Source organism: Arthrobacter sp. D2-10 (genome assembly GCF_054161285.1).
Genome location: NZ_CP096431.1, coordinates 3,085,362 through 3,110,708, shown reverse-complemented (window position 1 = coordinate 3,110,708; position 25,347 = coordinate 3,085,362). Strand labels below are relative to the sequence as shown.

Sequence of the window (25,347 nt, the reverse complement as noted above, 5' to 3'; positions counted from 1 at the left end):
TAGTCGCGTGAGAAAAGTACCCAGAGCAGCACGGCGTAGTAACATGTTACCCATGGCGACGACGCTCTCAGCTCCCCGGTCCCTGGTTTCGGAACTCCAATCGCGTGGAGTGGGCGATGCCCGGGCGGACGCGACGTCGCGCGCGGTCTACTCCAGCGATGCTTCGTTGTACCGGATCCAGCCGGCCGCAGTCGTTTTTCCGCGCCATCTCGACGAAGTGTTCGCCACACTCGAGGTGTGCCGCGAGCGGGGGATCCCGTTTACCTCACGTGGAGCCGGGACATCTCTCGCGGGAAACGCGATCGGCCGTGGCGTGGTCATCGACTTCAGCCGTCACCTCAATCGGGTCCTGAAGTTCGACGCCGAGAGCGGTACCGCGGTCGTGGAACCGGGTGCCATTCACGCCACGCTGCAGAAAGTCGCGCTCGCCAACGGGCTGCGCTTCGGACCTGACCCGTCGACGCACACGCGCTGCACCGTAGGCGGGATGATCGGTAACAACGCGTGCGGATCACGCGCCCTCGCTTACGGCCGGACGGCCGACAACGTGACCCACCTCGACGTGCTGACGGGTTCCGGAACGCGGCTGAAGCTGGGAGCAGGGGAGACGCCGTCGTCGTCGGAGACCGATGCCCTCCGCTCACTGGTGAGCGCGAACCTGGGGACCATCCGCACCGAACTGGGGCGGTTCGGGCGGCAGGTGTCCGGGTATTCGCTCGAGCACCTCCTGCCGGAGCGGGGGTTTGACCTGCGGAGGATGCTCGTGGGCAGCGAGGGGACCCTCGCCGTCGTGCTCGAAGCCGGCGTGCGGCTGGTGAAGGACGCGCCCCATAAAACCATGGTGGTGCTGGGATTCCGGAACATCGGGGACGCCGGTGACGCCGTGACTGCGGTCCTTCCGTTCAAACCCACGGCGTGTGAGGGGCTCGATTCGCGCATCGTCGAGGTGGTGCGCACACGCAAGGGTCCGCGGGCGGTGCCTGAACTGCCCGGTGGGGCGGCCTGGCTGTTCGTCGAGATCTCGGGTGACGATGCCCTGGAGGTGGCGGACAGGGCGGCTGCGGTCAGCCGCATCGAAGCAGCCCGACACGCCCGCATCATCACCGACCCGCTTCAGGCCGCGGCGTTGTGGCGCATCCGCGAGGACGGCGGAGGACTTGCGGGCCGGTCACCTGCCGGAGCACCTGCGCACGCCGGGTGGGAGGACGCGGCTGTCCCGCCGGAACGGTTAGGCGACTACCTCCGTGAATTCGACGAACTCCTGCTCACGCATAACCTCACAGGCTTCCCCTTCGGTCACTTCGGCGACGGCTGCGTGCACGTGCGCCTGGACTTCCCCTTCCAGCGCGACGACGGCGCCGCCGCCTTCCGCGCGTTCCTCACCGATGCGGCCCGGCTGGTCGCATCCTATGGTGGGTCCCTCTCGGGCGAACACGGCGACGGACGGGCGCGCAGCGAACTCCTGCGGTACATGTATACGCCGGACGCGTTGTCGCTGTTCGGCAAGGTGAAAGGCATCTTCGACCCGGACAACATCCTCAACCCGGGGGTCCTGATTGATCCCGAGCCGCTGGACGCCAACCTCCGGGTCGCGGAAGCCGGCCCCCTGCGTACGGGACTGGCTTTCGGCTACGAGCACGACGACGGCGACTTCAGCCAGGCAGTTCACCGCTGTACCGGCGTAGGACAGTGCCGCGCGGCGCACCGGGACAACCAGACGGTGATGTGCCCGTCCTACGTGGCGACCCTTGAGGAGAAGGACTCCACCCGCGGCCGTGCCCGTGCGCTGCAGGAGATGATCAACGGAAGCGTCACGGGCGGAACCGCCGCCGGTCATAAGCATGGGAAGCCCAACTGGCGTGCACCGGAGGTCCATGATGCACTGGACCTCTGCCTGTCCTGCAAGGGGTGTGCGTCCGATTGCCCCACGGGGATCGACATGGCGTCCTACAAGGCCGAGGTGCTGCACCAGAGCTACAAGGGGCGCATCCGGCCGGCGTCCCATTATTCACTGGGCTGGTTGCCGCGCTGGGCTTCCTTCGCTGCCGTGGCTCCGCGGCTGGTCAACGCGCTGACCGGTCTGCCGGGCCTCGGGAAGCTCGGGCTGCGGCTGGCCGGCGTTGACCAGCGTCGCAAAATCCCCGCGTTTGCCCCGCAGACCTTTCACAAGTGGTTCCAGTCGCGGTCCGCACCCGCGTCCGATGGGCGGCCACAGGTCCTGCTCTGGGCAGACTCCTTCACCAACAACTTCTCACCCGACGTCGGCAAGGCCGCAGTGAGGGTCCTCGAGGATGCGGGGTATGAGGTCCGGATTCCGGAGAAACCGGTGTGCTGCGGCCTCACCTGGATCTCGACCGGGCAACTGGACAGCGCGCGCAAGATCCTGCGGTCCTCAGTAGGGGCCCTGACCGAGTACGCCGAGCAGGGGATCCCCATCGTGGGCCTCGAGCCGTCCTGCACGGGGGTGCTGCGATCAGACTCGATGGAGCTGTTGGGCCGTGCAGAGGCGGGCCGGGTTGCCGGAGCGACCCACACCCTCGCCGAGCTGCTCGCCAAAACGCCGGGCTACAAGCCGCCGTCGCTGGAGGGAACCACCATCGTGGCCCAGCCGCACTGCCACCATCACGCCGTCATGGGGTGGAGTCCCGATGCCGCGCTGCTCGAAGGAGCGGGTGCCGAGCTTCAGAAGCTTGGAGGCTGTTGTGGGCTCGCGGGCAACTTCGGGGTGGAACGCGGCCACTACGAGGTGTCCGTTGCGGTGGCCGAGCAGCAACTGTTGCCGGCGGTTCGTGCGGCGGCTGATGACGCCGTCGTGCTCGCCGACGGCTACTCCTGCCGTACTCAACTGGAGGACCTCAGCGAGCGGAAGGGAATTCATCTGGCGCAACTGCTGGCAGAGCGCCTGGATACGACGATGTGACCGATATGCCAGCGCCATAGCATCACAACTGGTTTAGTGCCGGGAAAAGGGGGTACGAGATATCCATGACGATCAATCTCGTGCTGACGCTGTTTGCCGGTGCGGTACTCGTGCTTTCTGCTTTCTCCACGCTGATGCAACGGGTGAGCTTGCCGGGGCCAGTGCTTGCCCTGTTGTTCGGGGCGCTGATCGGCCCCTATTGTCTCGGTGTCATGACAATCGAGGATTTCGATGTTCCCACAGGGACGCTGCTCGAAGAAGCAGCCCGGATCACCCTAGCGGTCGGATTGACCGGGGTCGCCCTTCGTCTGCCGCACGGATACTGGCGGAAGAACCTGCGCTGGATCGTTGTCATCATCCTGCTGGGAATGATCGGGATGTTGATCGTGGCGACCGGTGTGCTGTGGGCGCTACTGGGAGTCCCATTTGTGCTGGCACTCCTGCTGGGCGCGATCATCACTCCGACAGATCCGGTAGTCACCACGCCGATTGTGACAGGGTCGCTCGCCGAAGACCGTGTACCCGAACGTGTGCGCCACAACCTATCCGCAGAAAGCGGGATCAACGATGGACTCGGGTACCTGTTCGTCATGCTTCCTGTGCTGCTGTTGACCAAGCCCGGCGTGGCCTGGCAAGAACTGCTCACGAAGGTCCTTCTGTGGGAGGTGGTCGGCGCGACGCTATTCGGCGCCGTAGCCGGTTTCCTCTTGGCGAAGTTGTTCATGTGGACCAAAAATGCCGGGCTGATGGAGGAAAGCTCCTACCTCGGTTTCCTGGTTCCTTTCGGACTCCTCATTCTGGGCGCCGGCAAGCTCCTGGGTACCGACGCTATTCTCGCCGTCTTCGTCGCGGCCGCCGTCTTCGGGCAGGTCATCCCGGAGCGTGACGAGGAGCAGGAAGACAAGATTGACGATGCCGTAGCCAGGTTCTTCCTTCTACCGATCTTCATCCTGCTTGGCCTTGCTCTGCCCATCGCTGAATGGGCGGCGCTAGGGTGGATTGCTCCCCTGGCGCTCGCCGGCGCGGTGCTGCTACGGCGAATTGTCACGCTGTGGGCGCTGCGCCCGTTATTCAAGTCCCTGCACGACGTGCCGGAGACCGCGTTCTTGAGCTGGTTTGGTCCGATTGGTGTCTCGGCCCTCTTCTACGCAACCCTCGCCGAACGGCATACCGGCAACCATGAGGTCTTTGTCTACACCACCCTCGCCATCACGCTGTCCGTGCTCATTCACGGGCTCACAACAGCACCGCTCAGCGCGTGGCTAAAGCGGAAGGAACCGGCGCGGAAGGAACGTCACGAGGCATGAGGAATTTCTATGGGCGGAAGAGTCGCTCATGCTGAACGAGCCCCTCGAGATGAGCCACCAGCCACTGCTGAGAGGGATGCCACGTATGCTGTCCCCCACGGGAAGAGGAGCATCCCCTGGAGTATTCCAGTTGGCACTCTCGAGCGTGCTGCTACTTCTTCTGCCGCCTGCTGCCGCCGTGCCAGTCCTCCTCGATGCCGGCCTCCGTATCCGTTACGCCGAAACTGGCCAGCTGTGGACGTTCGCGCAAGCTCCGCTTCAACTCGGCGAACCCGGGAAAGCGGGCCAGTGCCACCACATGGTCCCAAAGCTCAGCGGCCTCACCCCGTGACGGTAGTCTGCTGATCACCGGTCCGAAGAAGGCTACGCCCTGAGGCGGCTCGAAATGGATGATCGGTGTGCCGACGTCCTTTCCGGTATGGGCAAGCGCTTCGTCGGTTTCGGCCTGGATGATCTGGTCGAGTGAGTCGTCATCGAGGGCGTTCGCCAACGTCGACGGGAGGTTGGCTTCCGCCAGGATCGGCTCCAGGAAAGCCCGGGTCCCGTGGTGCTCGGTGGCTCCGGATTGGGACGGGTCGTCACGTTCCGTGTCGAAGATATGGGCACCGAGTCGGGAGTACAGGGTTGCAACGGCGTCGGCCCCGTGCTCCTTCCGTGTCTGGGCAGCGACGCGAAGCAGGCGCAATCCGGCAGTGTGCCCGGCTTCGTAGCCTTCAGGGAAGTGCGAGTCGTAGTCGACAGCGGCATTGAGAAGGCGCAGCGAGATGAAGCGCCACTCGACGGAGTAGTCTCGTTCTGCCATGACCAACCGAACCCATTTACTGGTCATCCACGCGAAGGGGCAGACTGGGTCGAAGTAGAAATGGACGTCGGCGTTCTTGACCTGGTCAGCGTTCATTCGGCCACTATAGGGTCCCGACTAACTCAGTTCCACGCCGCCGTCGTCGTTGATGCGCCAACCCGGATTGTGTGCTATCTCCCAAACGACACCATTCGGGTCCTCCACATGCGCGTGGAAGATACCGCCGAACTTGCCCTGCGCCGGTTCTTTGAGCACGGTGCCGCCAGCAGAGGCCATGGACTCGACGGTTCGCCGAACGGCTTCGGGACTGCCGACATTGTGGGCGAGAGTCACACCGGATACGTCCGGCGCAGCAGATCGGCCGAGGTCCTCAGCGAACTTGTCGGCATCGAACAGGCCCAGTAAAAGTCCGGGCGCCACCTGGTAGAAGAGTATCTCGCCCGGAACGTCGAGCTTTGCTTCCCACCCGAGCCCGTCCTGGTAGAAGGCGCGGGCGGCGTCGAGGTTCCGGGTGGCAAGCGTGATGAAATGCAGCCGTTGGTCCATGTGGCAGACCCTAGTATGGCTGACGGAACCATTGCCAGCTTCCTCCCGGAATCGAAAGTGAGTTACTCATGTCCATTGTTGTCACCGCAGTCTTCACCCCTGTGGAAGGAGCCCTCGAGCAGGTAGTTGAAGCGTTGCGTCCGGCTATCGCAGAGGTTCACCAGGAACCGGGTTGCCTGCTCTACGCCATCCACGAGGCGCCGAACGGTGACATTGTGATGATCGAGAAGTGGGAATCCGTGGAGCTCCTGAATGCACATGGTGCCGGTGACGCAGTCAAGGGTCTCAATAGCTCGCTCGAGGGATTGCTGAAGAAGCCGGTCGAGGTCACCCGGTTGACCGCGATTCCCGCCGGAACCGCGGACCAGGGCGCTCTCTAGGAGCCTGAAGCGGCTTTCGGCTCCCAGCCGATCGCCGGCGCGACGTGCTCGGCGATGGTGCGCAGCAGCTTGGCGTTGTAATCGACGCCGAGCTGATTCGGCACGGTAAGCATCAGCGTATCGGCGGCGCGAACGGCGTCGTCCTCAGCTAGTTCGGCTGCAATCTGGTCGGGTTCGCCGATGTAACTCTTGCCGAACCGGGACATGGCGCCGTCGAGCACGCCCACCTGGTCGCGGGTCTCCCGGAGGGCGCTGAGCGCGAAGTAGCGACGGTCTTCGTCGTCGACGATCGGGATGACGCTCCGGCTTACTGAAACCCGAGGGGTGAAGCTGTGTCCCGCTGTCGTCCACGCGTCGCGGAACAGCTGGATCTGCTCGGACTGCAACTGGTCGAATGGAACTCCGGTGTCTTCGGTGAGCAGCGTGGAGCTCATCAGGTTCATTCCCTGTTCGGCGGCCCACACAGCAGTTTTCCGCGTGCCGGCGCCCCACCAGATGCGCTCGCTCAGCCCGGGGGAGTGCGGCTGGACGGGCAGGAGACCGGCGCCTTGGCGTGGATCAGCCTGAGCGATGCCCGCGCCGCTGATGGCGTAGCGGAACACCTCGGTGTGACGGCGGGCCATGTCTCCGGGGTCTTCACCATCGGCCGGGACATAGCCGAAGTTCGCCGCGCCGTTGAGGGCGGGCTCCGGGGACCCCCGGCTGATGCCGAGTTGCAGCCGGCCGCCGCTGATCAGGTCGGTCTCTGCTGCTTCCTCCGCCATGTACAACGGGTTTTCGTACCGCATGTCAACGACGCCAGTGCCGATCTCAATGCGCGAGGTGCGGGCAGCGATTGCCGAGAGCAGTGGGAACGGTGCCGCCTGCTGGCGGGCGAAGTGGTGTACGCGGAAGAATGCGCCGTCGATGCCGATCTCCTCGGCCGCTTCTGCGAGCTCAATCCCCTGGATGAGGGAGTCGCGGGCCGACCGGGTGCGCGAGCCCTCGAGCGGTGACCAGTGACCGAATGACAGGAATCCGATGCGCTTCATATCCCGGACAACCACGCCCGACGCCGGGACATTCCTTGGTCTCTCGGCTCAGCGCTAAGGGCGCCCGATCAGGCCCGTCCGGCCACCTCCCGGTAGCGGGCCAACACCTGCGGGGTCGGTTCCACATCGACGAGTTCGACGGCGTTGGTCCGCCAGTCCGGCATGGCACCCAGAAGGGCACCCGCCGCCTGGCGTGCGGCGCCGTCGGCCACGTATTCTCCGGGGCTGGGGACCGAGACAGGCAACCCGAAGACAGCACCGACCGACTGCCGCAGCGCCGCTGATCGGGCGCCGCCGCCCACAAGGATTACCCGTCGCGCCGCAACCCCAGCGTCCGTGAGAGCCTTGAGCCCGTCCGCCAGGGAACACGCAATGCCTTCGACGGCGGCGCGTGCGAGGTTCGCGGGCGTGTAGTTCTGCAGCGTCAGGCCGTGGAGTGAGCCGGTTGCGTGGGGAAGGTTGGGAGTCCGCTCCCCGGCGAAATAAGGCACCAGCGTCAGCCCGTCCGCGCCGGCCGGCGCCTGCAACGCCAGCCGGGCAAACGCCGTGTGGTCCACCCCGAGCAGTCGCGCGGTGGCATCCAGCACCAGCGTGGCATTGAGTGTGCACACCAGTGGGAGGTAGTTCCCGGTCGCGTCAGCGAAGCCGGCCACCAGCCCGGACGGGTCCGACGTCGGCTGGTCCGATACCGCGAAGACGGTCCCCGAGGTGCCCACGGAGACGACGACGTCGCCCTCTGCCGCGCCGACCCCCAGTCCGGCGCCGGCGTTGTCACCACAGCCTGCGGCGATGATGCGGCCGGCAGAGTCCTTGCGGAATTCCAGTGGACCGAGGACCTGGGGAAGGATCGGCACATGCCCCAGTGTGCCCTCCAGAACCTCCGATAGATACCCACCGGCGGGTGACCAATAGCCGGTGCCGGAGGCGTCGGACCGGTCGGTCGCGAGCTCCTGCAGTCCGGCCGGCCCTGAGCCGGGACCGTACCCGGCCAGACGCCAGCTCAGCCAGTCGTGTGGAAGGCAAACCGCCGCCGTCCGCGTCGCGTTCTCCGGCTCATTGTCGGCAAGCCACCGCAGTTTGGTGGCGGTCAGGGAGGCCACAGGCACGGTCCCGGTCGCCCCCGCCCACCATTGCGCGCCCTTTTCCTCAACGAGTGCGGCGGCAGCCGCTGCCGAACGGGTGTCGTTCCACAGCAGCGCCGGACGCACCACACTGCCATCCTCATCCAGGCACACCATGCCGTGCTGCTGCCCGGCGACCGAGACGGCCGCGACGTCGTCGAACCCGCCCGCGGCCGCGACGGCTTCCTGCAGCGCAGTCCACCAGGCGTCGGGATGCACTTCCGCACCGGGCGGGTGCTGCGCCGCCCCGGAACGGACCAGATCTCCGGTCTCGGCATCCCGAATGACCACCTTGCACGACTGCGTGGAGCTGTCGACTCCGGCTACCAGCACCATTGGTGTTCCCTTGCTCCCTGCTCTGATCTTTGTTCCGGGTCTTCCTCGTCCGGCGTCCTCAGGCGCGCGCGCCGAGGAGGTGCTCCATGGCGAGCTGGTTCAGGCGGATGAAGGCGAATGAGCGTTCCGACGCCTTGTCCGCGTCGAAGTCCTCAAACGCTGTGCGGTCAGCGAGCAGGTCCGCAGTCGTCTCGCCTGCAGCGAGCGTGCTTTCACCCAGTTCGACGACGCCGGACGTCTGCAGCGCTTCCTGCACCTCGGGGTCGGCACGGAATGCGAGTGCACGTTCCTTGAGCAGGAGGTACATGGCCATGTTGGACCGCGCGGATTCCCAGACGCCGTCGTAACCGTCAGTCCTGGACGGCTTGTAGTCGAAGTGCCGCGGTCCTTCGTAACGCGGTCCGCCGTTGGGGAAGCCGTTTTCGAGGAGGTCCACCGTGAAGAACGCACTGGAGAGGTCGCCGTGGCCGAACACCAGGTCCTGGTCGTACTTGATGCCCTTCTGGCCGTTGAGGTCGATGTGGAACAGTTTCCCTGCCCAGAGCGCCTGCGCGATACCGTGCGTGAAGTTCAGCCCGGCCATCTGCTCGTGACCGGTTTCGGGGTTCAGACCCACAATGTCGCCGTGTTCCAGTTCGGCGATGAAAGCCAGGGCATGGCCGACGGTGGGCAGGAAGATGTCGCCGCGCGGTTCATTCGGCTTGGGTTCGAGCGCGAGGCGGAGTCCGTAGCCCTTTTCCTTGATGTAGGCGGCGGCGGTGTCAACGCCTTCCTTCATGCGATCGAAGGCGGCGGCGAAGTCCTTGGAACCGTCGTACTCTGCGCCTTCCCGACCTCCCCACATGACGAAGGTTTCAGCGCCGAGTTCGGCAGCGAGGTCGATGTTCGTCAGGACCTTGCGCAGTGCGAAGCGACGGATCGAGCGGTCATTGCTGGTGAAGCCGCCGTCCTTGAAGACCGGGTGGCTGAACAGATTGGTGGTGACCATGGGGACCTTCAGCCCGGTTTCTTCCAGGGCGGAACGGAAACTCGCGTGGATGCTCTGGCGCTGCTGATCCGTCGAGCCGAAAGGCACGAGGTCGTTGTCATGGAAGGTGATGCCGTACGCACCAAGCTCTGCCAGACGGTGGACAGCCTCGACGGGGTCGAGCGGTGCCCGGGTGTCGGTTCCGAACGGGTCGGTGCCGGTCCATCCGACGGTCCAGAGGCCGAAGGTGAAGCGGTCTGCCGGGGTGGGCTGAGGTGTCATGGAAATACTCCGCACTGAGTTCGAAGGGATAAGTTCGTGACTAAAACATATAGGGATGCAGAGCCCGCGGTCAAGAGGTTGAGAGCCTGGAAGGCCCGGCAGTGATGCTATGTTTACGTCCAGCACAAACAACGGGGAGTGGCAATGGCTGAGCGCGGCGGCACCGAAGACGTGCGGCGTCGCAACCTCTCGGCTGTGCTCACTGCCGTACACCGCTCGGGCCCGTTGACCCGGGCCGCGCTCGTTCAGCGGTGCAACCTGACACGTTCCACGATGGGCGCCCTTGTCGGCGAACTCGCGGACCTCGGGCTGGTTTACGAGACCGACGCCGGAGCAGCACGTGTCGGTCGCCCGAGCCCGCTTGTGCACGCGAATGAGCGGGTGGTAGCGCTTGCGGTGAACCCTGACGTCGACGCTGTGACTGTCGGCGTCGTGGGGCTGGGCGGCAAAGTGCACCGCCGCATCCGTTACGCCACCTCTTCGGTCCCATCGCTCGATGAGGCCGTGAACATCACCAGGGCCGTCGTCGAAGGCCTGGCGGTCGAGTTGGAGGGTACCCGGCACATACTCGGAGTGGGGCTCGCCGTTCCCGGGTTGGTCAACGCAGACAAGGGTGTCGTTCGTCTGGCGCCGCACCTCAGCTGGAAGGACGTCGACGTCGTCGAGCCGTTTAGGGAAGCGCTCGCTACGCCGGCCATGGCGGCGAACGATGCAACGCTCGGCACCCTCGCCGAAAGCATCTTCGGTGCGGCCGCCGGATACCAGGATGCTCTGTACCTCAATGGCAGCGCCTCAGGGATCGGTGGTGGAGCAATGGTGGGCGGCCGACCGCTCAGTGGTTCCTCGGGATATGCCGGTGAATTCGGGCACATGGTGGTCCAACCGGGTGGGGAAGCGTGCCACTGCGGGCGGCGCGGATGCCTCGAGACCGAGGTCAACCTGGAGCGGCTGCTGCACGTTGCAGGTCTCGACCATGCGGATGCCGAACAGCTTGAGGACGCCCTTCTCTCCGGCCCGTCCTTTCCCGTACTGCGCGAGATCCGTCGGCAAGCCGACGTTCTCGCGGTCGCACTCAGCAACCTGGTGAACATCTTCAATCCGGAGGTGATCGTGCTCGGCGGGTTCCTCGGAGCGCTGTTCGCCGCTGACGGGGATCGGCTGAGTGCCGCCGTCGCTACCGCGCCGATCAGCGGGCTGGGCGCCGAAGTTCGGCTGGCGCGCGCTGCCCTCGGCGCCGAGCTCCTGCTCGTGGGCGCGGCCGAGGCAGTGTTTGCCGGTGTGCTGGCTGAACCACGGCAGGTCGCTGCCGGCTAGGGGAGTGGTACCAACTCCAACTGGTCAGCAACGATCCTTCCACGGTGGATCACCGTGCGGTCCGCCGGTCTGTCCATGATTGCGGAGGTGACGGTCTCGCCCCCGAGGAGCAGAAGTTCCGCCGGATCGCCGATATCCAGGCCCGGGCGGTCGCTGATGCCGGTCAACCGAACAGCAGAGGGATCCAGGACGCAAGCGCCGCCGATACTGGCGACCGCGAAGCAATGCTCGATGAGCTCATCTGCCCGGTAGCCGTTGGTGAACGCGAGCTGCCAGGTGCGGTCAAGCATGTCGCCGTTGCCGTACGGCGACCAGTAGTCGCGCTGGCCATCTTCACCCAGCCCCACGCGCACTCCGGCTTCGGTGAGCTGCCGGAGCGGCAGAGGCTCGCGTATAGAGGGAGCAACGGTTGCCATGGCGATGTCGGCAGCGGCGAACTCCTCAATCAAACGGCGCGTTGTGCTTTCGGAGACACTGCCCAGCGAATAGCCGTGGGAGATGGTGACCTTGCCCTGCATGCCGGTGGCGCGGGTGCGTTCAAGGATGAGATCCGCGCTGTACACACCGAGTTCCCCCGGCTCATGCAGGTGGATATCGATCGGCACCTGGTACTTCTCAGCAAGACCGAAGACGATGTCCAGGTGCCGTACCGGATCCCGGTCAAGCTGGCATGGATCGATGCCGCCCATCACGTCGGCACCCTGTTTCAGCGCTTCCTCCATGAGAGGCACGACGCCGTCCTCCAGCAGGAGCCCTGCCTGCGGAAAGGCAATGATCTCGACGTCGGCCCGCGCGCTGTGTGTTTCCCGGGCGGCGACTACGGCGTCGAAGCGATCAAGCCGGCAGTCAGCATCGATCTGTGCGTAACTGCGGACGCGGGTGGTTCCGTATTCGATCATCGTGCCGAGCGTGAAGGCGGTCCGGTCGGCGATCGGCGCCTCTGCATCACGCCAGTTCTCGCGGTCATTCATCATCATGCCCCACACTCCGGGGCGCCCTGTGTGCGGACGGAAGGGCAGCCCGAGGCGGGTCGAATCGAGGTGTACGTGGACATCGGCAAAGGACGGAAGAAGCAGGCGCCCCCTGCCGTCGACGACGTCGGCAGCTGGGCCATCCGGAACTGCGGCAGCAGGTCTTACGGCGGCGATGCGCCCCTCCTGCAGTTCGACGTCGGACAAGTTTCCGCCCCATGGACGTACCTGCTGAAGAATCATCGTTGCCTCCTCGCCGGTGCCTGCGCTGCCGCCGGCACCGGGCCAGTCTACTGGCGACGGCCGGAGCGTCAGGGGGCGGCTGGAGGCGGGGCGCCTGCGCCCGGTGAGGGCCGGCGTCGTACGCCGACGGTTACTCCCACTGAGGCAGCCGTAACCAGGAGAAGGGCAAGGATCTCCCGGAGACCCAGTGCCTGACCGAGCACCAGCAGCCCCGCGAGGGCAGCGACGGCCGGGCCCAAAGCGGAGAGGACGCCGAACACTCGCGTGGACAGCCGGCGCAGGGCGAGCATCTCCAACCCGTAGGGGAGGGCGCTGGACAGCACTGCCACGACCACGAACACCGGCAGCACCAGCGGCGAGGCCAAGGCCCCGCCCGCCGCAGCCGACGCTCCGAGGGGTAGTGCGATGACCGCCCCGATCGCCATGGAGACGGCCAGTCCTTCCACTCCCGGGACCAGGCGTCCCACTCGCGCGCTGAAGACGATGTAGACCACCCAGAACGCACCCGCTCCGAGCGCGAAAAGGATGCCGGCGAGCGAGAGGTCGGAGCCGTCGTCGAGCCCCAACAGCGCGACACCGGCGAACGCCAGCAGCGCCCAGGCAGCGTCGGCGAGGCGTCGGGTCTGCACGAGGGCGAGCAGGAGCGGTCCGGTGAATTCAAGCGTTACTGCGACGCCGATCGGGATCACGCCGATGGCCAGGTAGATGAGGGTGTTCATCCCTGCCAGCGCAATTCCGAGCACCGCGGCGGCTGCCCATTGCTCGCGCTTCCATCCGCGGACCTTCGGGCGCACGGCAACCAGCAGGATCAAGGCTCCGAAGATCAGCCGGAGGAGCGCGGCCCCGGTGGGGCCCACGGCGTCGAACTGGGTCTGGGCAAATGCCGCACCGAACTGGACGGACAGCACTGCGGCAATCATGAGCGCGGGCGCTGGGACAGGGGAGGTGCGCATACCTACATTCTGTCCGGCTTACAGCCGCAGTCTCACCAGTCCGCGTTGATGTACGTCGTCGTCAGCTTTTTGACCGTTGCCGTGCCGCAATCCCTGAGCTGCGGGAGCGCCTCGGCAACCGCTTCCGGGTTTCCCTTCTTGAGGGTCGACTCCAGTTCCGCTGCAAGGTCTGCCAACCGTGAGGCGCCGATCATCGAGGAGGCGATCCTGACACTGAGCACGGCGTCCAAGGATGCGTCTGCATCGCGTAGCCTCACTGCTTCAGAGAGACGCGCGTACCTTTCGTCCCAGAAGGATACGAAGTCCCGCACGAAGGAGTGGGCGGGGCCGGGATCCTCGAACTCCTCCTCCAACCTGTGCAGAATCCTCGGATCCACCAGGGGGAGGCGCTTGCTCTTCGACATAGGGCACAGCGTAGGAAGCAAAGCATGGGAAAACATGGGTGCGCAGTACCCGGCATCGCCGGAGTTGCCTCCGGGACTAAGCGGTTGGTGCGCCGTCCACGGTGGTCTCGTCCAGATCTACCTGCGGCGGCGGACGGCGGAATCCTCTGGTCAGCACCACGAGATACACCACTCCAATCAAAAGCCAGACGAGTCCAACGCTGAATGCGGCGGGGGAGAGGCTGAACCATAGCCAGACGGTCAGCAGGAATCCGATGGACGGCACGACGCCGTACTTCAGCAGGTCCCGTCCCTGGGTCCTGCGCTCATCGAGGATGAAGTGCTTCACCGCGCCGAGGTTCACCAGCGAAAAGGCGAACAGGGCGCCGAAACTGATGACCGAGGCGACGGTTGCCAGGTCCAGGACCAGCGCAAGCAAGGACACCACCGATACGACGACGATTGCGCCCACCGGTGTGCCGAACCTGCGGTGCAGCACGCCGAAGATGGAGCGCGGGATCACCGCATCGCGGCCCATGGCGTACAGGATGCGTGACACGCTCGCCTGCGATGCAAGGGCAGAACCGACGCTGCCGGCTATGTAGGCGGCGAGGAAGAAGGCGGCCATCAGGTTCCCGCCGAGACTGTTCATGATTTGTACGGCGGCCGCGTCGGGGTCTGTGAAGTCCTGCCAGTTGGGGAACGCCAGATGCGCCACCCAGGCGACGAGGATGAACATCGAACCGCCAATGAGCGTGGTGAGGAGCACGGCGCGCGGAACGGTGCGCCGCGGGTCCTTGGCCTCCTCGGACATGGTGGACACCGCGTCGAATCCGAGGAAAGAGAGGCAAAGGATGGCTGCCCCGCTGAGAACCAGTCCCAGCTGCATGTCCGCCGAGAAGAACGGAGCCAAGAGTGACTGTCCCGTTGAGATATTGCTGAGCGTCAGGATGACGAAGACAACCACAAAAACGGCCTGCATGCCCACGAGGACCAGATTGGCGCTCTTCACCACTGATATTCCCACCAGGTTCAGCACGGTCACCAGGGCAATCGCGCTGAGGGTGAAAACCCACATCGGGACGGCGGGGAACTGGGCATTCAGGTACAGCCCGATCAGCAGGTAATTGATCAGCGGCAGAAGCAGGTAGTCGAGCATCAGCGTCCACCCCGTCACGAAACCGACGTGGGAGCCAAAGATGCGCTGGGTGAAACTGTAGGCAGAACCGGCGGAGGGGATCACCCGCACCAAAAAGGCATAACTCAGTGCCGTGAAAATCATGGCCGCAAGGGTGACAACGTAGGCCGCCGGCAGATGACCCTCCGTCATGGTGGTCACCAGCCCGTACGTCGTAAAGATTGTCAGGGGAACCATGTAGGCGAGTCCGAAGACGACCAGTCCGGGAACTCCCAGGACCCTGCGAAGGCTTCGTTCTGCGGGCGGCTTCGGTACGGACGACGCGGTGCGGCCGTTCAACTGTGAGGGCTGCGTCATTGCAAGCCACACTCCTTTTGATGATGCGGGCGGTACCGCCCTTGGGAAAGTCCTCAATAATGAACGCCGTTCATTATTACCTGCATCACAGTAGAGGTTGCGCGCGCACATGACAAGACCCGGGCCCCTTTGTTTCATCAAGGGCGCCCGGGTCTTCCGTTGGCGTTATGAGGAACGTGCTGCCAGGGTTCCCTCCGAATGGGACGCTGCCTGGTACTGCACCTCTCCATTCACGACGACGGTCGTGGGGCCGTTTTCGAGAAGTCCTTCGAGCTCCTGCTTGAAGGGGTTGGCTCGCAGGATGACGAAGTCAGCCCGGAAGCCCGGGGCGATGCTGCCCTCCTCGAACTCCGCGCGGCAGGAGAAGGCGGCGTCACGGGTTGCGTGCTGCAGGGCGTCCTCCAATCCGAGTGCGTACTTCGGGAAGTTGGCGGGGAGGGAAGTGTCCAGAGCGGACTTCCGGGTGGTGGCGATGTACATGTTCGGAAGCGGCTCGTACGGTGCAGTCGGCGCATCAGTGCTGAGGGCCAGGGTTGCGCCCGCTGCCGTGAACTCCGTCCAGGGGAATCCGCGTTCGATGCGGTGATCGTTCAGCACCGCACGCCAGTTCTCCTGCACTGCAGGGTCGGCGTGGACGGGCTGCATCGACGCGACGAGCCCCAACCGGGCAAGACGCTCCACGTTTTCTTTTGTGACTGTTTCCAGATGCTCAATGCGGTGCCGTCGGTCACGCGGACCGTTGACGCGGTACGCCTCTTCGAGCGCGTCGAGGGCTATGTTGGATGCCTCGTCACCGATCGCATGGATGGCAATCTGCAGGCCGGCGGCATCGGCCGCAGTCACGACCGGGATCAGCGCTTCCCGGTCCCATACCGGCTCTGCGTTGGTTCCGTCGGCGTAGGGTTCCTTCATTGATGCGGTGCAACTGTCGATCACACCGTCGATCATCAGCTTGATCCCAGTGATTCTCAGGGTCGGCGAAGTGATCTCCCGTGCCAGGTCGGAGGCATGGGATACCTGCGCGAGATTCTCCGCAACGGTCTCCCGCCGGTGGATGAACCAATGGCCCTTGATCCGGAGGGGGAGGGTTCCATAACGGGACTGCGCACGCAGGAATGCCTGAAGATCGTCTTCGCCTACGGCCATGTCGACGGCACTCGTTACGCCGCTGGCCAAGTAGTGGCTGATGGCGCTGTCCAGCCAGGAGTCGCGGTCGGCATCCGTAGCTTGCCTTGCCAGGGCCGGCCAGACGATCTGTTGGGCGGCTGTCTCAAGAAGCATGCCCGTCGCTTCTCCGGAGTCCGGATCGCGCGTGATGCTGCCGCCGAGCGGATCAGCGGTGTCGGAGGTGACTCCCAGTTCCGCCAGCGCGGCCGAGTTGACCCACACGGAGTGCAGGTCGTTCGCATCCAGGTAGACGGGAATGTCCGGAACGGCAGCATCCAGCAGTTGGCGGGTGGGTTCCTGCCCGTCGAGTGCACTGTAGAGCCAGCTCGTCCCAAGGATCCGTGGAGCGTCGGGATTCTCCGCTCGGGCAGTGCGCAGCATTGATTGGATCTCCTCCACCGTCTTTGCCGAGCGCAGCTGAACCTTCTGCAGCGACTGACCCAGCATCAGGAGATGCGTGTGTGCGTCGACGAAGCCGGGGAGGACGAAGCGGCCCGCCAAGTCGACCACAGTGGCGTCCTCCCGATTCGGTGAAACGGCTGCCGATGGTTGAACGTCCTCGATGAGGTTGCCCGTCACTGAAAACGAGCAGCCGTCAACCACTCCGCGGGGGGTGAGGATCGACGCGTTGGTGTAGATGGTTCGGTTGGTAGGCACAACTATCCGTTCTGAAGATCAGGCAATGGCGGCTTGGGGAAATTCGGTCTCAGGGGTGGAGTGGGCAGCGGCAGCCCGCTCGACTTTGAGAGAGGTACGGGAGATCAGCGCCATCGGCACAAGCAGGAGAAGGGAGATGGCGCCGAGGACGATGCCGAGCGACTGATAGCCAAAGGTTTCGGAAACGGCGGTCCCGAAAAGCGGCGCGAAGGAGGATCCGACGAGGTAAACCCCGAGGATTGGCGCGGACCATCGGCCGGTTACGTCAAGTGCCGCCGCGATCGCGACCACGTAGAGGAACGCAACGATGTAGATGGTGTTCCACGCGATGATGACGGCCAGGTAGAGCTGGGGATCAGTGACGAACCCGGCGGAGATTTTGAGGGCAGCGCCGATCAGCAGCGCAGCCACCAGAGGAATCGTCCGTCCGATCCGGTTGCCGCCTGCACTGACAACAGCAGCCGCGGCGAGTCCTCCCAGCGTTGACAGGCTGAGAACCAGACCCATTCCTGTCTCATCAAGACCTGCCTGCTGTTCGCCCATCACGGCCGCGACAGCCCACAGGGAATCTTCACCCAGCGCCCAGATTGCGAAGCAGGTCAGGAGGCCGAAGCCAGCGATTGTGACGGAGCGGGACGGCTTCACTGACACATCGGTGGCCTGTGCGGCAGGGTCTTCAATGGGGTGGGCAGGGCGGTCGGGAAGCCAGCCCGTTGTGAAGAGTGCGGCGAGAGCCAGCCCCGCCAGGATTCCAAACGCACTGCCCATGGCGATGCCGACTGCGGGAATGATGAACAGTACGACGGCGACGATCGCCCGGTTGGTGAAGCCGCTGATTCCCGACGCGCGGTCCGGATTGCGCAGTGCGGCCAGCGCGGCTCCGCCGGCTGCGACGGCACCTCCACTGCCCAGGCCGGCGAGCATGATCCCGATGCCTGCGATGAGCGCGTCGGGCACCAGTGCCGCGGTGCCGAATCCCAGGGCGGTAAGCCCCAGACCTACGCGGGCGACGACGTAGCGACCGGTCTTTGCCGTCCATCGCGACGTTGCGAGGCACGAGAGCGCGGAGAGGAGGAGGCAGGCGGTCATCAGTGTGCCTGCGCCGGTGGCGCTGTAGCCCAGATCGCCGAGTGCAAGGATCATGACCGGAATGAGATTCGCCGTCATGAAGCCGACGACGGTGATTCCGAAGGTGGAGATGGCCCGGGTTGCAGTCAGTGGAACCCGGTTTCCTGCTGGGGGACTGGCAAGGTCAGTCATAGTTGCCTCGATCTATCAGAGTGTGAGAGCCGTCACGGAAACGAACGGCGTTCGTTTCAGTATGGGACCCGGGTGAACCTGCCGCAAGAGTTTCTGAAAGGCTTTCAGTAAATTTCTTGTTTCGCCCGCATTTCAATGCCGGCCACCAAAACATCCAGCCCGAAGTTGAACGCACGTGCTACCCGCTCCGCTGATGTTCCTGAACAAGCTGTTGCTCGTCTCAGGGCAGGGAACTGTTCCGGGGACGGATCCCAGACCTCGTCCGGGGCGGTGGCATCCAACGCCGCGCCCAGGGCGAAGTAGTCGATGGATGCGATAGCAGGGCCAATGTCTTCCGTCGGCAGTCCGGACCGCTCCAAGGTGAGTGCGAGATCTTCGTACATTCCCATGACCACCGGCGCGTGCACCGTCTGCGTCACGAGGAGCGGTACGAGTTTGGGATGTTGGGCGAAGCGATCGCGGTATGACCGTATGAGCATTCTCGCGGCATCTTGCCACGATTGATCCGCCACTGGCTGTGGAGGTATTTCTTCGAACAGTTGTGCACGCAGCAGTTCGATAATGTGTTCGCGGCTCTCGATGCGGTTGTAGAGCGAGGACTGGCTCACTCCAAGCTCCCGCGCGATTCGGGGAAAGCTGAAGTCGCCCGTTTCGTCGACCAGCTTCAGGGCGGCATTGACGATCAGTTCGACAGACAGCAATGCGGACCGGGGGCGGGGCATGAATCCTTCTCTCTCGTCGGTCAGGCTGAGGGGGAGCGCAGGCTCTCAAGCCGTGTCCGGAGGCCGACGATCAACGCCTCCAGTCCGACGTCGAACGCGTCATCGGCGCTGCTGCGCTCGGCGGTAGCGGAGGAGTTGCTTGTGACAGCCGAGGTGAAGAGCGGGAAGTCATCCGCGAGTGCACCGGGGTCGAAGATGTTGGTCGGTGCGGAGACATCCATGGCCGAGCCGTAGATGAAGGACTCGACGGCAACGATGGTCGAGATGACCCGTTCCCGGGGCCAGCCCGCTCTGAGAAGTCCCCGCGTCACCTCCTCGTACATCCGCAGGGTCTCGTAGGCGCCGCCCACCGGCATGACGGCGATGACAGGCACCAGGGGAGCGTGTGCAGCGAACGCTTCACGGTAGGACCACGCCCATTCGCGGACGGCTTCATCCCAGGGTCGGTCCTCAAAGGCCTTCGTGTTGACGCGTCCCATGAGGTGGTCCTGGACCCAGATCAGTACGTCCTTCTTGGATTCGACGTGGTTGTACAGGGCCGACGGCGCCACCTTCAGATGGCGCGCGAGTGCGGCAATGGTGAAGCCCTCGTACCCGACAGTGTCCAGCAATGTGAGGGTCGCCGATGTGATGCTTTCGCGGGTCAGCACCCTGCTGGCCGGACGGCCGGCGCGACGGGGTTCGGGCGTCACGGGTGACAAATCTTCAAGCGTCATTTTCCCGTCCTTCGGTGGGCCTGTTAGCGCGCGGGGCTTTTCAAACTCTGCCCTGTCCTCTACAGTAATCGGAAATAAATGAATATGATTCATTTTATGCAGCGGCACTCGCCGCGTAGAGAGGACATCATGAGGATCATCGAAAGCGACGTCGTCGTCGTTGGAGCCGGACCGTCAGGACTGACAGCAGCGAGGGAGCTGCGGAAGGCCGGCCATTCCGTAACTGTTCTTGAGGCTCGCGGGCGCGTGGGCGGCCGCACGCACACTGACGTGATCGACGGAGCAGTCCTTGAGGTCGGAGGACAGTGGGTGTCCCCGGACCAGACTGCGCTGATCGGCCTCCTCGACGAGCTGGGGCTTCAGACCTACTCCCGCTACCGGGAGGGTGAGTCGGTCTACATCGGAGCCGACGGAGAAGCCGTCCGTTACACCGGAGACATGTTCCCCGTCGGGCGCCGCACCGGCGCTGAGATGGCTCGCCTCATTGAGGAACTTGACCGTCTGACAGCGCTGATGGACCCGAAAGCGCCGTGGGAGCACCCGCAGGCGCGCGAGCTCGACACCATCTCCTTCCACCACTGGCTCCGCCAGCAGTCCGACGACGAGGAAGCCTGCAACAACATCGGCCTCTTCATCGCCGGCGGCATGCTCACCAAGCCTGCTCACGCATTCTCCGCCCTGCAGGCCGTCCTGATGGCCGCCTCGGCCGGTTCCTTCTCACACCTGGTCGATGAAGATTTCATTCTCGACAAGCGCGTGGTCGGCGGAATGCAGTCGGTATCCGAGCGCATGGCAGCAGAGCTGGGGGACGACGTCGTACTGAACAGTCCCGTACGCACGCTGCGCTGGTCGGAGGGCACAGACGGAACCACTTCCGTGACCGCTCTCGCGGAGGATGTCACCGTTCATGCCCGGTACGCCATCATGGCTGTCCCGCCGAACCTCTACTCGCGCGTTTCCTATGAGCCGCCACTGCCGCGCCGCCAGCACCAGATGCACCAGCACCAGTCACTTGGCCTGGTCATCAAGGTCCATGCGGTCTACCCGACGCCGTTCTGGCGCGAGGACGGCCTGTCCGGAACCGGGTTCAGCGCCGGGTCCATCGTGCAGGAGGTGTATGACAACACCAACCATCAGGACAGCCGCGGGACACTCGTAGCCTTCATTTCCGATGAGAAGGCCGATGCGATGTTTGAGCTCTCCGAGGAAGACCGCCGTCGGCAAATTCTCACGTCAATCGCCGCGTTCCTGGGGCCGAAGGCGCTGGAGCCGGAGATTTTCTACCTTTCCGACTGGGGCTCGGAGGAATGGACGCGCGGCGCCTACGCCGCCAGCTACGACCTCGGCGGCCTGACCCGCTACGGCAAGCACCAGCTGACGCCGGTTGGTCCCATTCACTGGTCGAGCTCCGACCTCGCGGCGGAGGGCTACCAGCACGTCGACGGTGCAGTCCGGATGGGCCAGTTCACCGCACGGAACATCGCGACGGCGCTTACCAAGCAGCGCGCCCTCATCGGCTGAAGGCGAAACCGTGAATACAGCTACTGAAATGACGACCGCGGTGCTGACGACAATGCCCGGTGAGTGGGAGCGGCATGACCGCACCTGGATGGCGTTCCCCCCGGCCAACGACACTTTCGGGGCAGCCGGCAGCGAGAGCCTGGGCTGGGCGCGCGCGGCATGGACCAACGTTGCCCGTACGATCGCCCGCTATGAGCCGGTGACTGTGCTTGCCGATCCTGCCGACGCTGAGTCCGCCCGCGGCATGCTCGGCGATGGCATCACCGTCCAGGAGGCTGAGCTCGACGACGCCTGGGTGCGTGACTCAGGGCCGACGTTCGTGCACCGGACTGACGGCTCCGTTGCCGCCGTGAACTGGATCTTCAACGGCTGGGGTGCCCAGCACTGGGCCGCGTGGGAGAAGGACCAGCACGTCGGCCGGGCAGTCGCCGCGTATGCCGGAACGCCGGTAGCGGACAGTCCGCTCGTCAACGAGGGCGGTGGCTTCCACATCGACGGGCGTGGAACCGTGCTGCTCACAGAGACAGTGCAGCTTGATCCCGGGCGCAACCCGGGGGCAACCAGGGAGTCCGTCGAATCCGAAATTCACTCGCGGCTGGGTACGCGCCACGCTGTATGGCTCCCGCGTGGACTCAGCCGCGACTATGAGGAGTTCGGCACCCGCGGTCACGTCGACATCGTCGCCGCGTTCACGCCGTCGGGCGCTGTTCTCCTCCACCGGCAGGACAACCCAGAGCACCCGGATTACGAGGTGTCCCGGTTCCTGCGCTCGGAGCTGGAGAAGGCCGTCGACGCCGAGGGCCGTCCGCTGGAAATCATCGACGTCCCGGCCCCCACGGTCATCAAGGACGACGAAGGGTACGTGGATTACTCCTACATCAACCACTACGTGGCCAATGACGCCGTGATCCTGTGCGCGTTCGACGACGCGAACGACGCCGTTGCAGCCGGCATCCTTGGCCGCGCCTACCCTGGGCGCACCATCGAACTGGTCGATGCCCGCGACATCTTCTCCTTCGGCGGCGGCATCCACTGCATCACCCAGCAGCAGCCGGCGCCACGACGTGCTGATGTCCCGGGCGGGGGAGTGCTCTGATGGGTTTCGACGTCGTCGAAGCGGGCATCGCCGAGATCCGGGAGGCACTCCAGACAGGTCAGGTCACCAGCGAGGAACTGGTGGCTGCTTACCTGAACCGGATCGCAGCGTACGACCACTCCGGGATCCGGCTCAACGCCGTCATCGTGATGAACCCGGACGCGCTGGAGGAGGCGCGGGCCTCGGATGTTCGCAGGTCTCGGGGGGTTACCCGCGGCCCGTTGGACGGCATCCCGTACACGGCCAAGGACAGCTATATGGCAAAGGGCCTCACCGTTGCTGCCGGTTCCCCTGCGTTCCAGGGCCTTATCGCCCAGAAAGACGCCTTCACCATTGAACGGCTGCGCGACGCGGGAGCCATCCTGCTCGGCCTGACCAATATGCCGCCGATGGCAAACGGCGGCATGCAGCGCGGGGTCTACGGAAGGGCCGAGAGTCCCTACAACGCCGATTACCTCACTGCAGCTTTTGCGTCCGGGTCCTCCAACGGATCCGGCACGGCAACCGCTGCCAGCTTCGCAGCCTTCGGGCTTGCGGAAGAGACGTGGTCCTCGGGCCGTGCACCGGCATCGAACAACGGCCTGTGCGCGTACACGCCCTCGCGCGGAATGATCTCCGTCAGGGGCAACTGGCCGCTGGTTCCCACCATGGACGTGGTGGTGCCGCATACCCGCACCATGGCGGACATGCTCGAGGTCCTCGACATCATCGTCGCCGACGATACGGAAACCCGCGGCGATTTCTGGCGCGTCCAGCCGTGGGTTTCCGTGCCGCGCGCGTCGGAGGTGCGGCCGTCGTCGTACAGGTCCTTCGAAGCGGGTCCCGCCGCCCTGAAGGGCAAGCGGTTCGGTGTGCCCCGCATGTACATCAACAAGGACGACGACGCCGGCACCGCCGTAAAGCCCGGCATCGGCGGCCCTACGGGGCAGCGGATCGAGACGCGGCAGTCGGTCATCGAGCTCTGGGAAGCCGCTCGGCGTGACCTGGAGAACGCGGGCGCCGAGGTGGTGGAGGTGGACTTCCCCGTGGTCTCCAACTATGAGGGTGACCGGCCGGGAGCGCCGACTATCAGTTCCCGCGGGCTCGTGAGTCCGGAGTACCTGCAGCGGGAAATCGTCGATCTGTCAGCCTGGGCCTGGGAAGACTTCCTTCAGGCCAACGGTGACCCCCACCTGTCGAGCCTCGCCGACGTGGACGGCGCCACCATCTTCCCTGCTCCGAACGGCGCCCTCCCGGACCGGTACACCGGGTTCGACGACGACATCGCCGAATACCCCGACTTCGTCCGCCGGCACGGAGTGGGTTCCATGACCGACATCCCGCTCCTTGCGGACGGCGTCCGTGGGCTGGAGGAAACCCGACGGGTTGACCTCCACCAGTGGATGGATGCGCACGGATTGGACGCTGTCATCTTCCCGGCAGCGGCCGACGTCGGCCCCGCGGATACCGATTCCAACGCTGCCTCCGCGGACCTGGCCTGGCGGAACGGGGTGTGGGTATCCAACGGCAACCTGGTGCCGCGCCACCTGGGCATCCCGACGGTGACGGTACCGATGGGGTTGATGTCCGATATCGGCATGCCGGTTGGACTGACCTTCGCCGGCCGCGCCTATACCGACAACGAACTGCTGCGTCTCGCGGCCGCGTTCGAAGCGACCGGTTCCCGCAGGGTGGCGCCGCCGCGGACGCCTGCACTGTAGCGGGGGCAATATAGTCGACCCATGGAACAACGCATTCTCGGAAAGACCGGCCGCCCGGTATCGACCATCGGCCTCGGAACGTGGCAGCTCGGAGCCGACTGGGGTGAGGTCGACCAGTCGGACGCCATCGCGGTCCTGGAAGGTGCCGTCGAAGCGGGCGTCAATTTCTTCGACACCGCTGATGTCTACGGTGATGGTCGTAGTGAACAGACCATCGGGTCATTCCTCAAGGCCAATCCGGAGCTCGATATCACGGTCGCAACCAAGATGGGGCGCCGGATGGATCAGGTTCCGGAGAATTACAACCTGGCCAACTTCCGGTCGTGGCTGGACCGTTCGCGGCGGAACCTGCAGCAGGACACGCTCGACCTGGTTCAGCTGCACTGCCCACCGACCCCCGTCTACAGCAACGCCGAGGTGTATGACGCCCTGGATACCCTCGTGGACGAGGGCGTCATTCGCCATTACGGCGTGAGCGTCGAGCGTACCGACGAGGCGCTCGAGGCGATTCAGCGTGGGAATACGGCGACCGTGCAGATCATCCTGAACGCCTTCCGCCTGAAGCCGCTGGATGAGGTGCTCCCGGCAGCTGGAGCAGCAGGGGTGGGAATCATTGCCCGGGTTCCCCTTGCCTCAGGACTCCTGTCCGGGAAGTACACGAAGGACACCGAGTTCCCCGAGGACGACCACCGGAACTACAACCGAACCGGTTCAGCCTTTGATGTTGGCGAAACGTTCTCCGGTGTGGACTTCGAGACCGGGCTGGCAGCGGTTCAGGAGTTCAACGCCCTTGTTCCCGACGGCGTGAGCACAGCCCAGGCGGCGCTCGCCTGGATCGTCGCCCAGGAGGGGGTGACCACCGTGATTCCGGGCGCCCGTACGCCTGCCCAGGCGCGGGTGAATGCTGAGGCCGCTGGGGAGACGCCGTTGGGTCTGTCGATCAGCGATGGTGTCGCTGACATCTATAACCGGTACTTCAGGGAGGCCGTGCACCCCCGCTGGTGAACACTCCCAGCTCACCTCGCTGGTGGAACCCTCGCTGCGGGAACCTCAGAGCGAGGTGAGCAGGCCTGCCGCCCTGTCGAGCGCACCAGGAACCATGGAGTAGTAGGCCCAGGTGCCACGCTTCTCACGACGCAGCAAACCCGCTTCGACGAGAATCTTGAGGTGGTGGGAGACGGTCGGCTGACCAAGGTTCAGGGGTTCAGTCAGATCGCAGACGCAGGCTTCCCCTGATTCTCCGGCCTTGACGATGGAGAGCAGCCGCAGCCGGTTCGGGTCGGCCAGCGCCTTCAACAGGGCGGCGCGCTGCTGTGCATCCTCTGCACTGAGCGCGGGCTGTCCCGAGGGGAGGCAGCAGGAGTCGTCCACCGAAGTCTGAAGGGTTTGGGCAGCGGTCATCAACCCATTATGCACCTTGGATTGACAACGATCGATATAGCTGGTGGTATTCATAT

Annotated in this window: 22 protein-coding genes; 8 read left to right on the top strand and 14 right to left on the bottom strand. The window is 64.8% G+C overall.

Annotation, left to right across the window (positions count from 1 at the left end; translation table 11 throughout):
- Window positions 1-52: 52 nt before the first annotated feature.
- Complete coding sequence (locus M1D74_RS14550; protein ID WP_458115755.1) at window positions 53-2,920, top strand: FAD-binding and (Fe-S)-binding domain-containing protein; 2,868 nt, start codon at window positions 53-55, stop codon at window positions 2,918-2,920.
- A 65-nt stretch (window positions 2,921-2,985) separates the two neighbouring features.
- Window positions 2,986-4,227, top strand: coding sequence for a cation:proton antiporter (locus M1D74_RS14545; RefSeq protein ID WP_458115754.1), 1,242 nt, complete (start codon window positions 2,986-2,988; stop codon window positions 4,225-4,227).
- A 151-nt stretch (window positions 4,228-4,378) separates the two neighbouring features.
- Here M1D74_RS14545 and M1D74_RS14540 read toward each other — a convergent pair whose 3' ends face one another.
- Both M1D74_RS14540 and M1D74_RS14535 read right to left on the bottom strand, forming a co-directional pair.
- The gene (locus M1D74_RS14540; RefSeq protein WP_458115753.1) at window positions 4,379-5,125 is read right to left on the bottom strand and encodes a mycothiol-dependent nitroreductase Rv2466c family protein; all 747 of its coding nucleotides are present in this window, start codon (window positions 5,123-5,125) and stop codon (window positions 4,379-4,381) included.
- A 21-nt stretch (window positions 5,126-5,146) separates the two neighbouring features.
- Window positions 5,147-5,575: a VOC family protein gene (locus M1D74_RS14535; protein WP_458115752.1), complete on the bottom strand. Its 429-nt coding sequence runs from the start codon at window positions 5,573-5,575 to the stop codon at window positions 5,147-5,149.
- A gap of 68 nt (window positions 5,576-5,643) precedes the next feature.
- On the opposite strand from M1D74_RS14535, the gene M1D74_RS14530 reads away from it, so the two are divergent.
- On the top strand, window positions 5,644-5,955 hold the full coding sequence (locus tag M1D74_RS14530) for a putative quinol monooxygenase (RefSeq protein WP_458115751.1): 312 nt from the start codon (window positions 5,644-5,646) through the stop codon (window positions 5,953-5,955).
- On the opposite strand, the gene M1D74_RS14525 is transcribed toward M1D74_RS14530, so the two are convergent.
- From M1D74_RS14525 to xylA, 3 genes are all read right to left on the bottom strand, one after another.
- Window positions 5,952-6,986: an LLM class flavin-dependent oxidoreductase gene (locus tag M1D74_RS14525; RefSeq protein ID WP_458115750.1), complete on the bottom strand. Its 1,035-nt coding sequence runs from the start codon at window positions 6,984-6,986 to the stop codon at window positions 5,952-5,954. The two genes, M1D74_RS14530 and M1D74_RS14525, sit on opposite strands and share 4 nt — an antisense overlap.
- A gap of 68 nt (window positions 6,987-7,054) precedes the next feature.
- Window positions 7,055-8,443, bottom strand: a complete 1,389-nt coding sequence (xylB, locus tag M1D74_RS14520; protein WP_458115749.1) for a xylulokinase — start codon at window positions 8,441-8,443, stop codon at window positions 7,055-7,057.
- A 58-nt stretch (window positions 8,444-8,501) separates the two neighbouring features.
- Complete coding sequence (gene xylA, locus M1D74_RS14515) at window positions 8,502-9,692, bottom strand: xylose isomerase (RefSeq protein WP_309072449.1); 1,191 nt, start codon at window positions 9,690-9,692, stop codon at window positions 8,502-8,504.
- Window positions 9,693-9,836: 144 nt separating this feature from the next.
- On the opposite strand from xylA, the gene M1D74_RS14510 reads away from it, so the two are divergent.
- Window positions 9,837-11,006, top strand: a complete 1,170-nt coding sequence (locus tag M1D74_RS14510) for an ROK family transcriptional regulator (protein WP_458115748.1) — start codon at window positions 9,837-9,839, stop codon at window positions 11,004-11,006.
- Here M1D74_RS14510 and M1D74_RS14505 read toward each other — a convergent pair.
- The 8 genes from M1D74_RS14505 to M1D74_RS14470 all read right to left on the bottom strand — a co-directional run bounded on the left by M1D74_RS14505 (window position 11,003) and on the right by M1D74_RS14470 (window position 19,573).
- Window positions 11,003-12,220, bottom strand: a complete 1,218-nt coding sequence (locus tag M1D74_RS14505) for an amidohydrolase (protein ID WP_309072451.1) — start codon at window positions 12,218-12,220, stop codon at window positions 11,003-11,005. The two genes, M1D74_RS14510 and M1D74_RS14505, sit on opposite strands and share 4 nt — an antisense overlap.
- Before the next feature lie 68 nt (window positions 12,221-12,288).
- Window positions 12,289-13,173 (bottom strand): EamA family transporter, encoded by an 885-nt coding sequence (locus tag M1D74_RS14500; RefSeq protein WP_458115747.1) that lies wholly within the window; start codon window positions 13,171-13,173, stop codon window positions 12,289-12,291.
- A 32-nt stretch (window positions 13,174-13,205) separates the two neighbouring features.
- Complete coding sequence (locus M1D74_RS14495) at window positions 13,206-13,577, bottom strand: Hpt domain-containing protein (protein WP_309124499.1); 372 nt, start codon at window positions 13,575-13,577, stop codon at window positions 13,206-13,208.
- Between the two features lie 76 nt (window positions 13,578-13,653).
- Window positions 13,654-15,051 carry an APC family permease gene (locus M1D74_RS14490; protein WP_458115746.1) on the bottom strand — a complete coding sequence of 466 codons (1,398 nt, stop codon included), beginning with the start codon at window positions 15,049-15,051 and terminating at the stop codon, window positions 13,654-13,656.
- Window positions 15,052-15,216: 165 nt separating this feature from the next.
- On the bottom strand, window positions 15,217-16,875 hold the full coding sequence (locus tag M1D74_RS14485; protein WP_458115745.1) for an amidohydrolase: 1,659 nt from the start codon (window positions 16,873-16,875) through the stop codon (window positions 15,217-15,219).
- 18 nt (window positions 16,876-16,893) lie between these two features.
- Entirely contained in the window at window positions 16,894-18,135 is a 1,242-nt protein-coding gene (locus M1D74_RS14480; RefSeq protein ID WP_458115744.1) for an MFS transporter, read from the bottom strand.
- Between the two features lie 104 nt (window positions 18,136-18,239).
- The gene (locus M1D74_RS14475; protein WP_309071675.1) at window positions 18,240-18,857 is read right to left on the bottom strand and encodes a TetR/AcrR family transcriptional regulator; all 618 of its coding nucleotides are present in this window, start codon (window positions 18,855-18,857) and stop codon (window positions 18,240-18,242) included.
- A 20-nt stretch (window positions 18,858-18,877) separates the two neighbouring features.
- Window positions 18,878-19,573 (bottom strand): TetR/AcrR family transcriptional regulator C-terminal domain-containing protein, encoded by a 696-nt coding sequence (locus M1D74_RS14470; protein ID WP_309071676.1) that lies wholly within the window; start codon window positions 19,571-19,573, stop codon window positions 18,878-18,880.
- A gap of 129 nt (window positions 19,574-19,702) precedes the next feature.
- On the opposite strand from M1D74_RS14470, the gene M1D74_RS14465 reads away from it, so the two are divergent.
- The 4 genes from M1D74_RS14465 to M1D74_RS14450 are packed head-to-tail and all read left to right on the top strand — an operon-like array spanning window position 19,703 to window position 24,895.
- Window positions 19,703-21,094: a flavin monoamine oxidase family protein gene (locus tag M1D74_RS14465; RefSeq protein ID WP_458115743.1), complete on the top strand. Its 1,392-nt coding sequence runs from the start codon at window positions 19,703-19,705 to the stop codon at window positions 21,092-21,094.
- Between the two features lie 28 nt (window positions 21,095-21,122).
- Window positions 21,123-22,190 carry an agmatine deiminase family protein gene (locus M1D74_RS14460; protein WP_458117191.1) on the top strand — a complete coding sequence of 356 codons (1,068 nt, stop codon included), beginning with the start codon at window positions 21,123-21,125 and terminating at the stop codon, window positions 22,188-22,190.
- Window positions 22,190-23,890 (top strand): amidase, encoded by a 1,701-nt coding sequence (locus M1D74_RS14455; protein ID WP_458115742.1) that lies wholly within the window; start codon window positions 22,190-22,192, stop codon window positions 23,888-23,890. The genes M1D74_RS14460 and M1D74_RS14455 overlap by 1 nt, the downstream gene beginning before the upstream one ends.
- Before the next feature lie 21 nt (window positions 23,891-23,911).
- Window positions 23,912-24,895 (top strand): aldo/keto reductase, encoded by a 984-nt coding sequence (locus M1D74_RS14450; protein ID WP_458115741.1) that lies wholly within the window; start codon window positions 23,912-23,914, stop codon window positions 24,893-24,895.
- Window positions 24,896-24,940: 45 nt separating this feature from the next.
- Here M1D74_RS14450 and M1D74_RS14445 read toward each other — a convergent pair whose 3' ends face one another.
- Window positions 24,941-25,291 carry an ArsR/SmtB family transcription factor gene (locus M1D74_RS14445; protein ID WP_309071681.1) on the bottom strand — a complete coding sequence of 117 codons (351 nt, stop codon included), beginning with the start codon at window positions 25,289-25,291 and terminating at the stop codon, window positions 24,941-24,943.
- Window positions 25,292-25,347 lie beyond the last annotated feature (56 nt).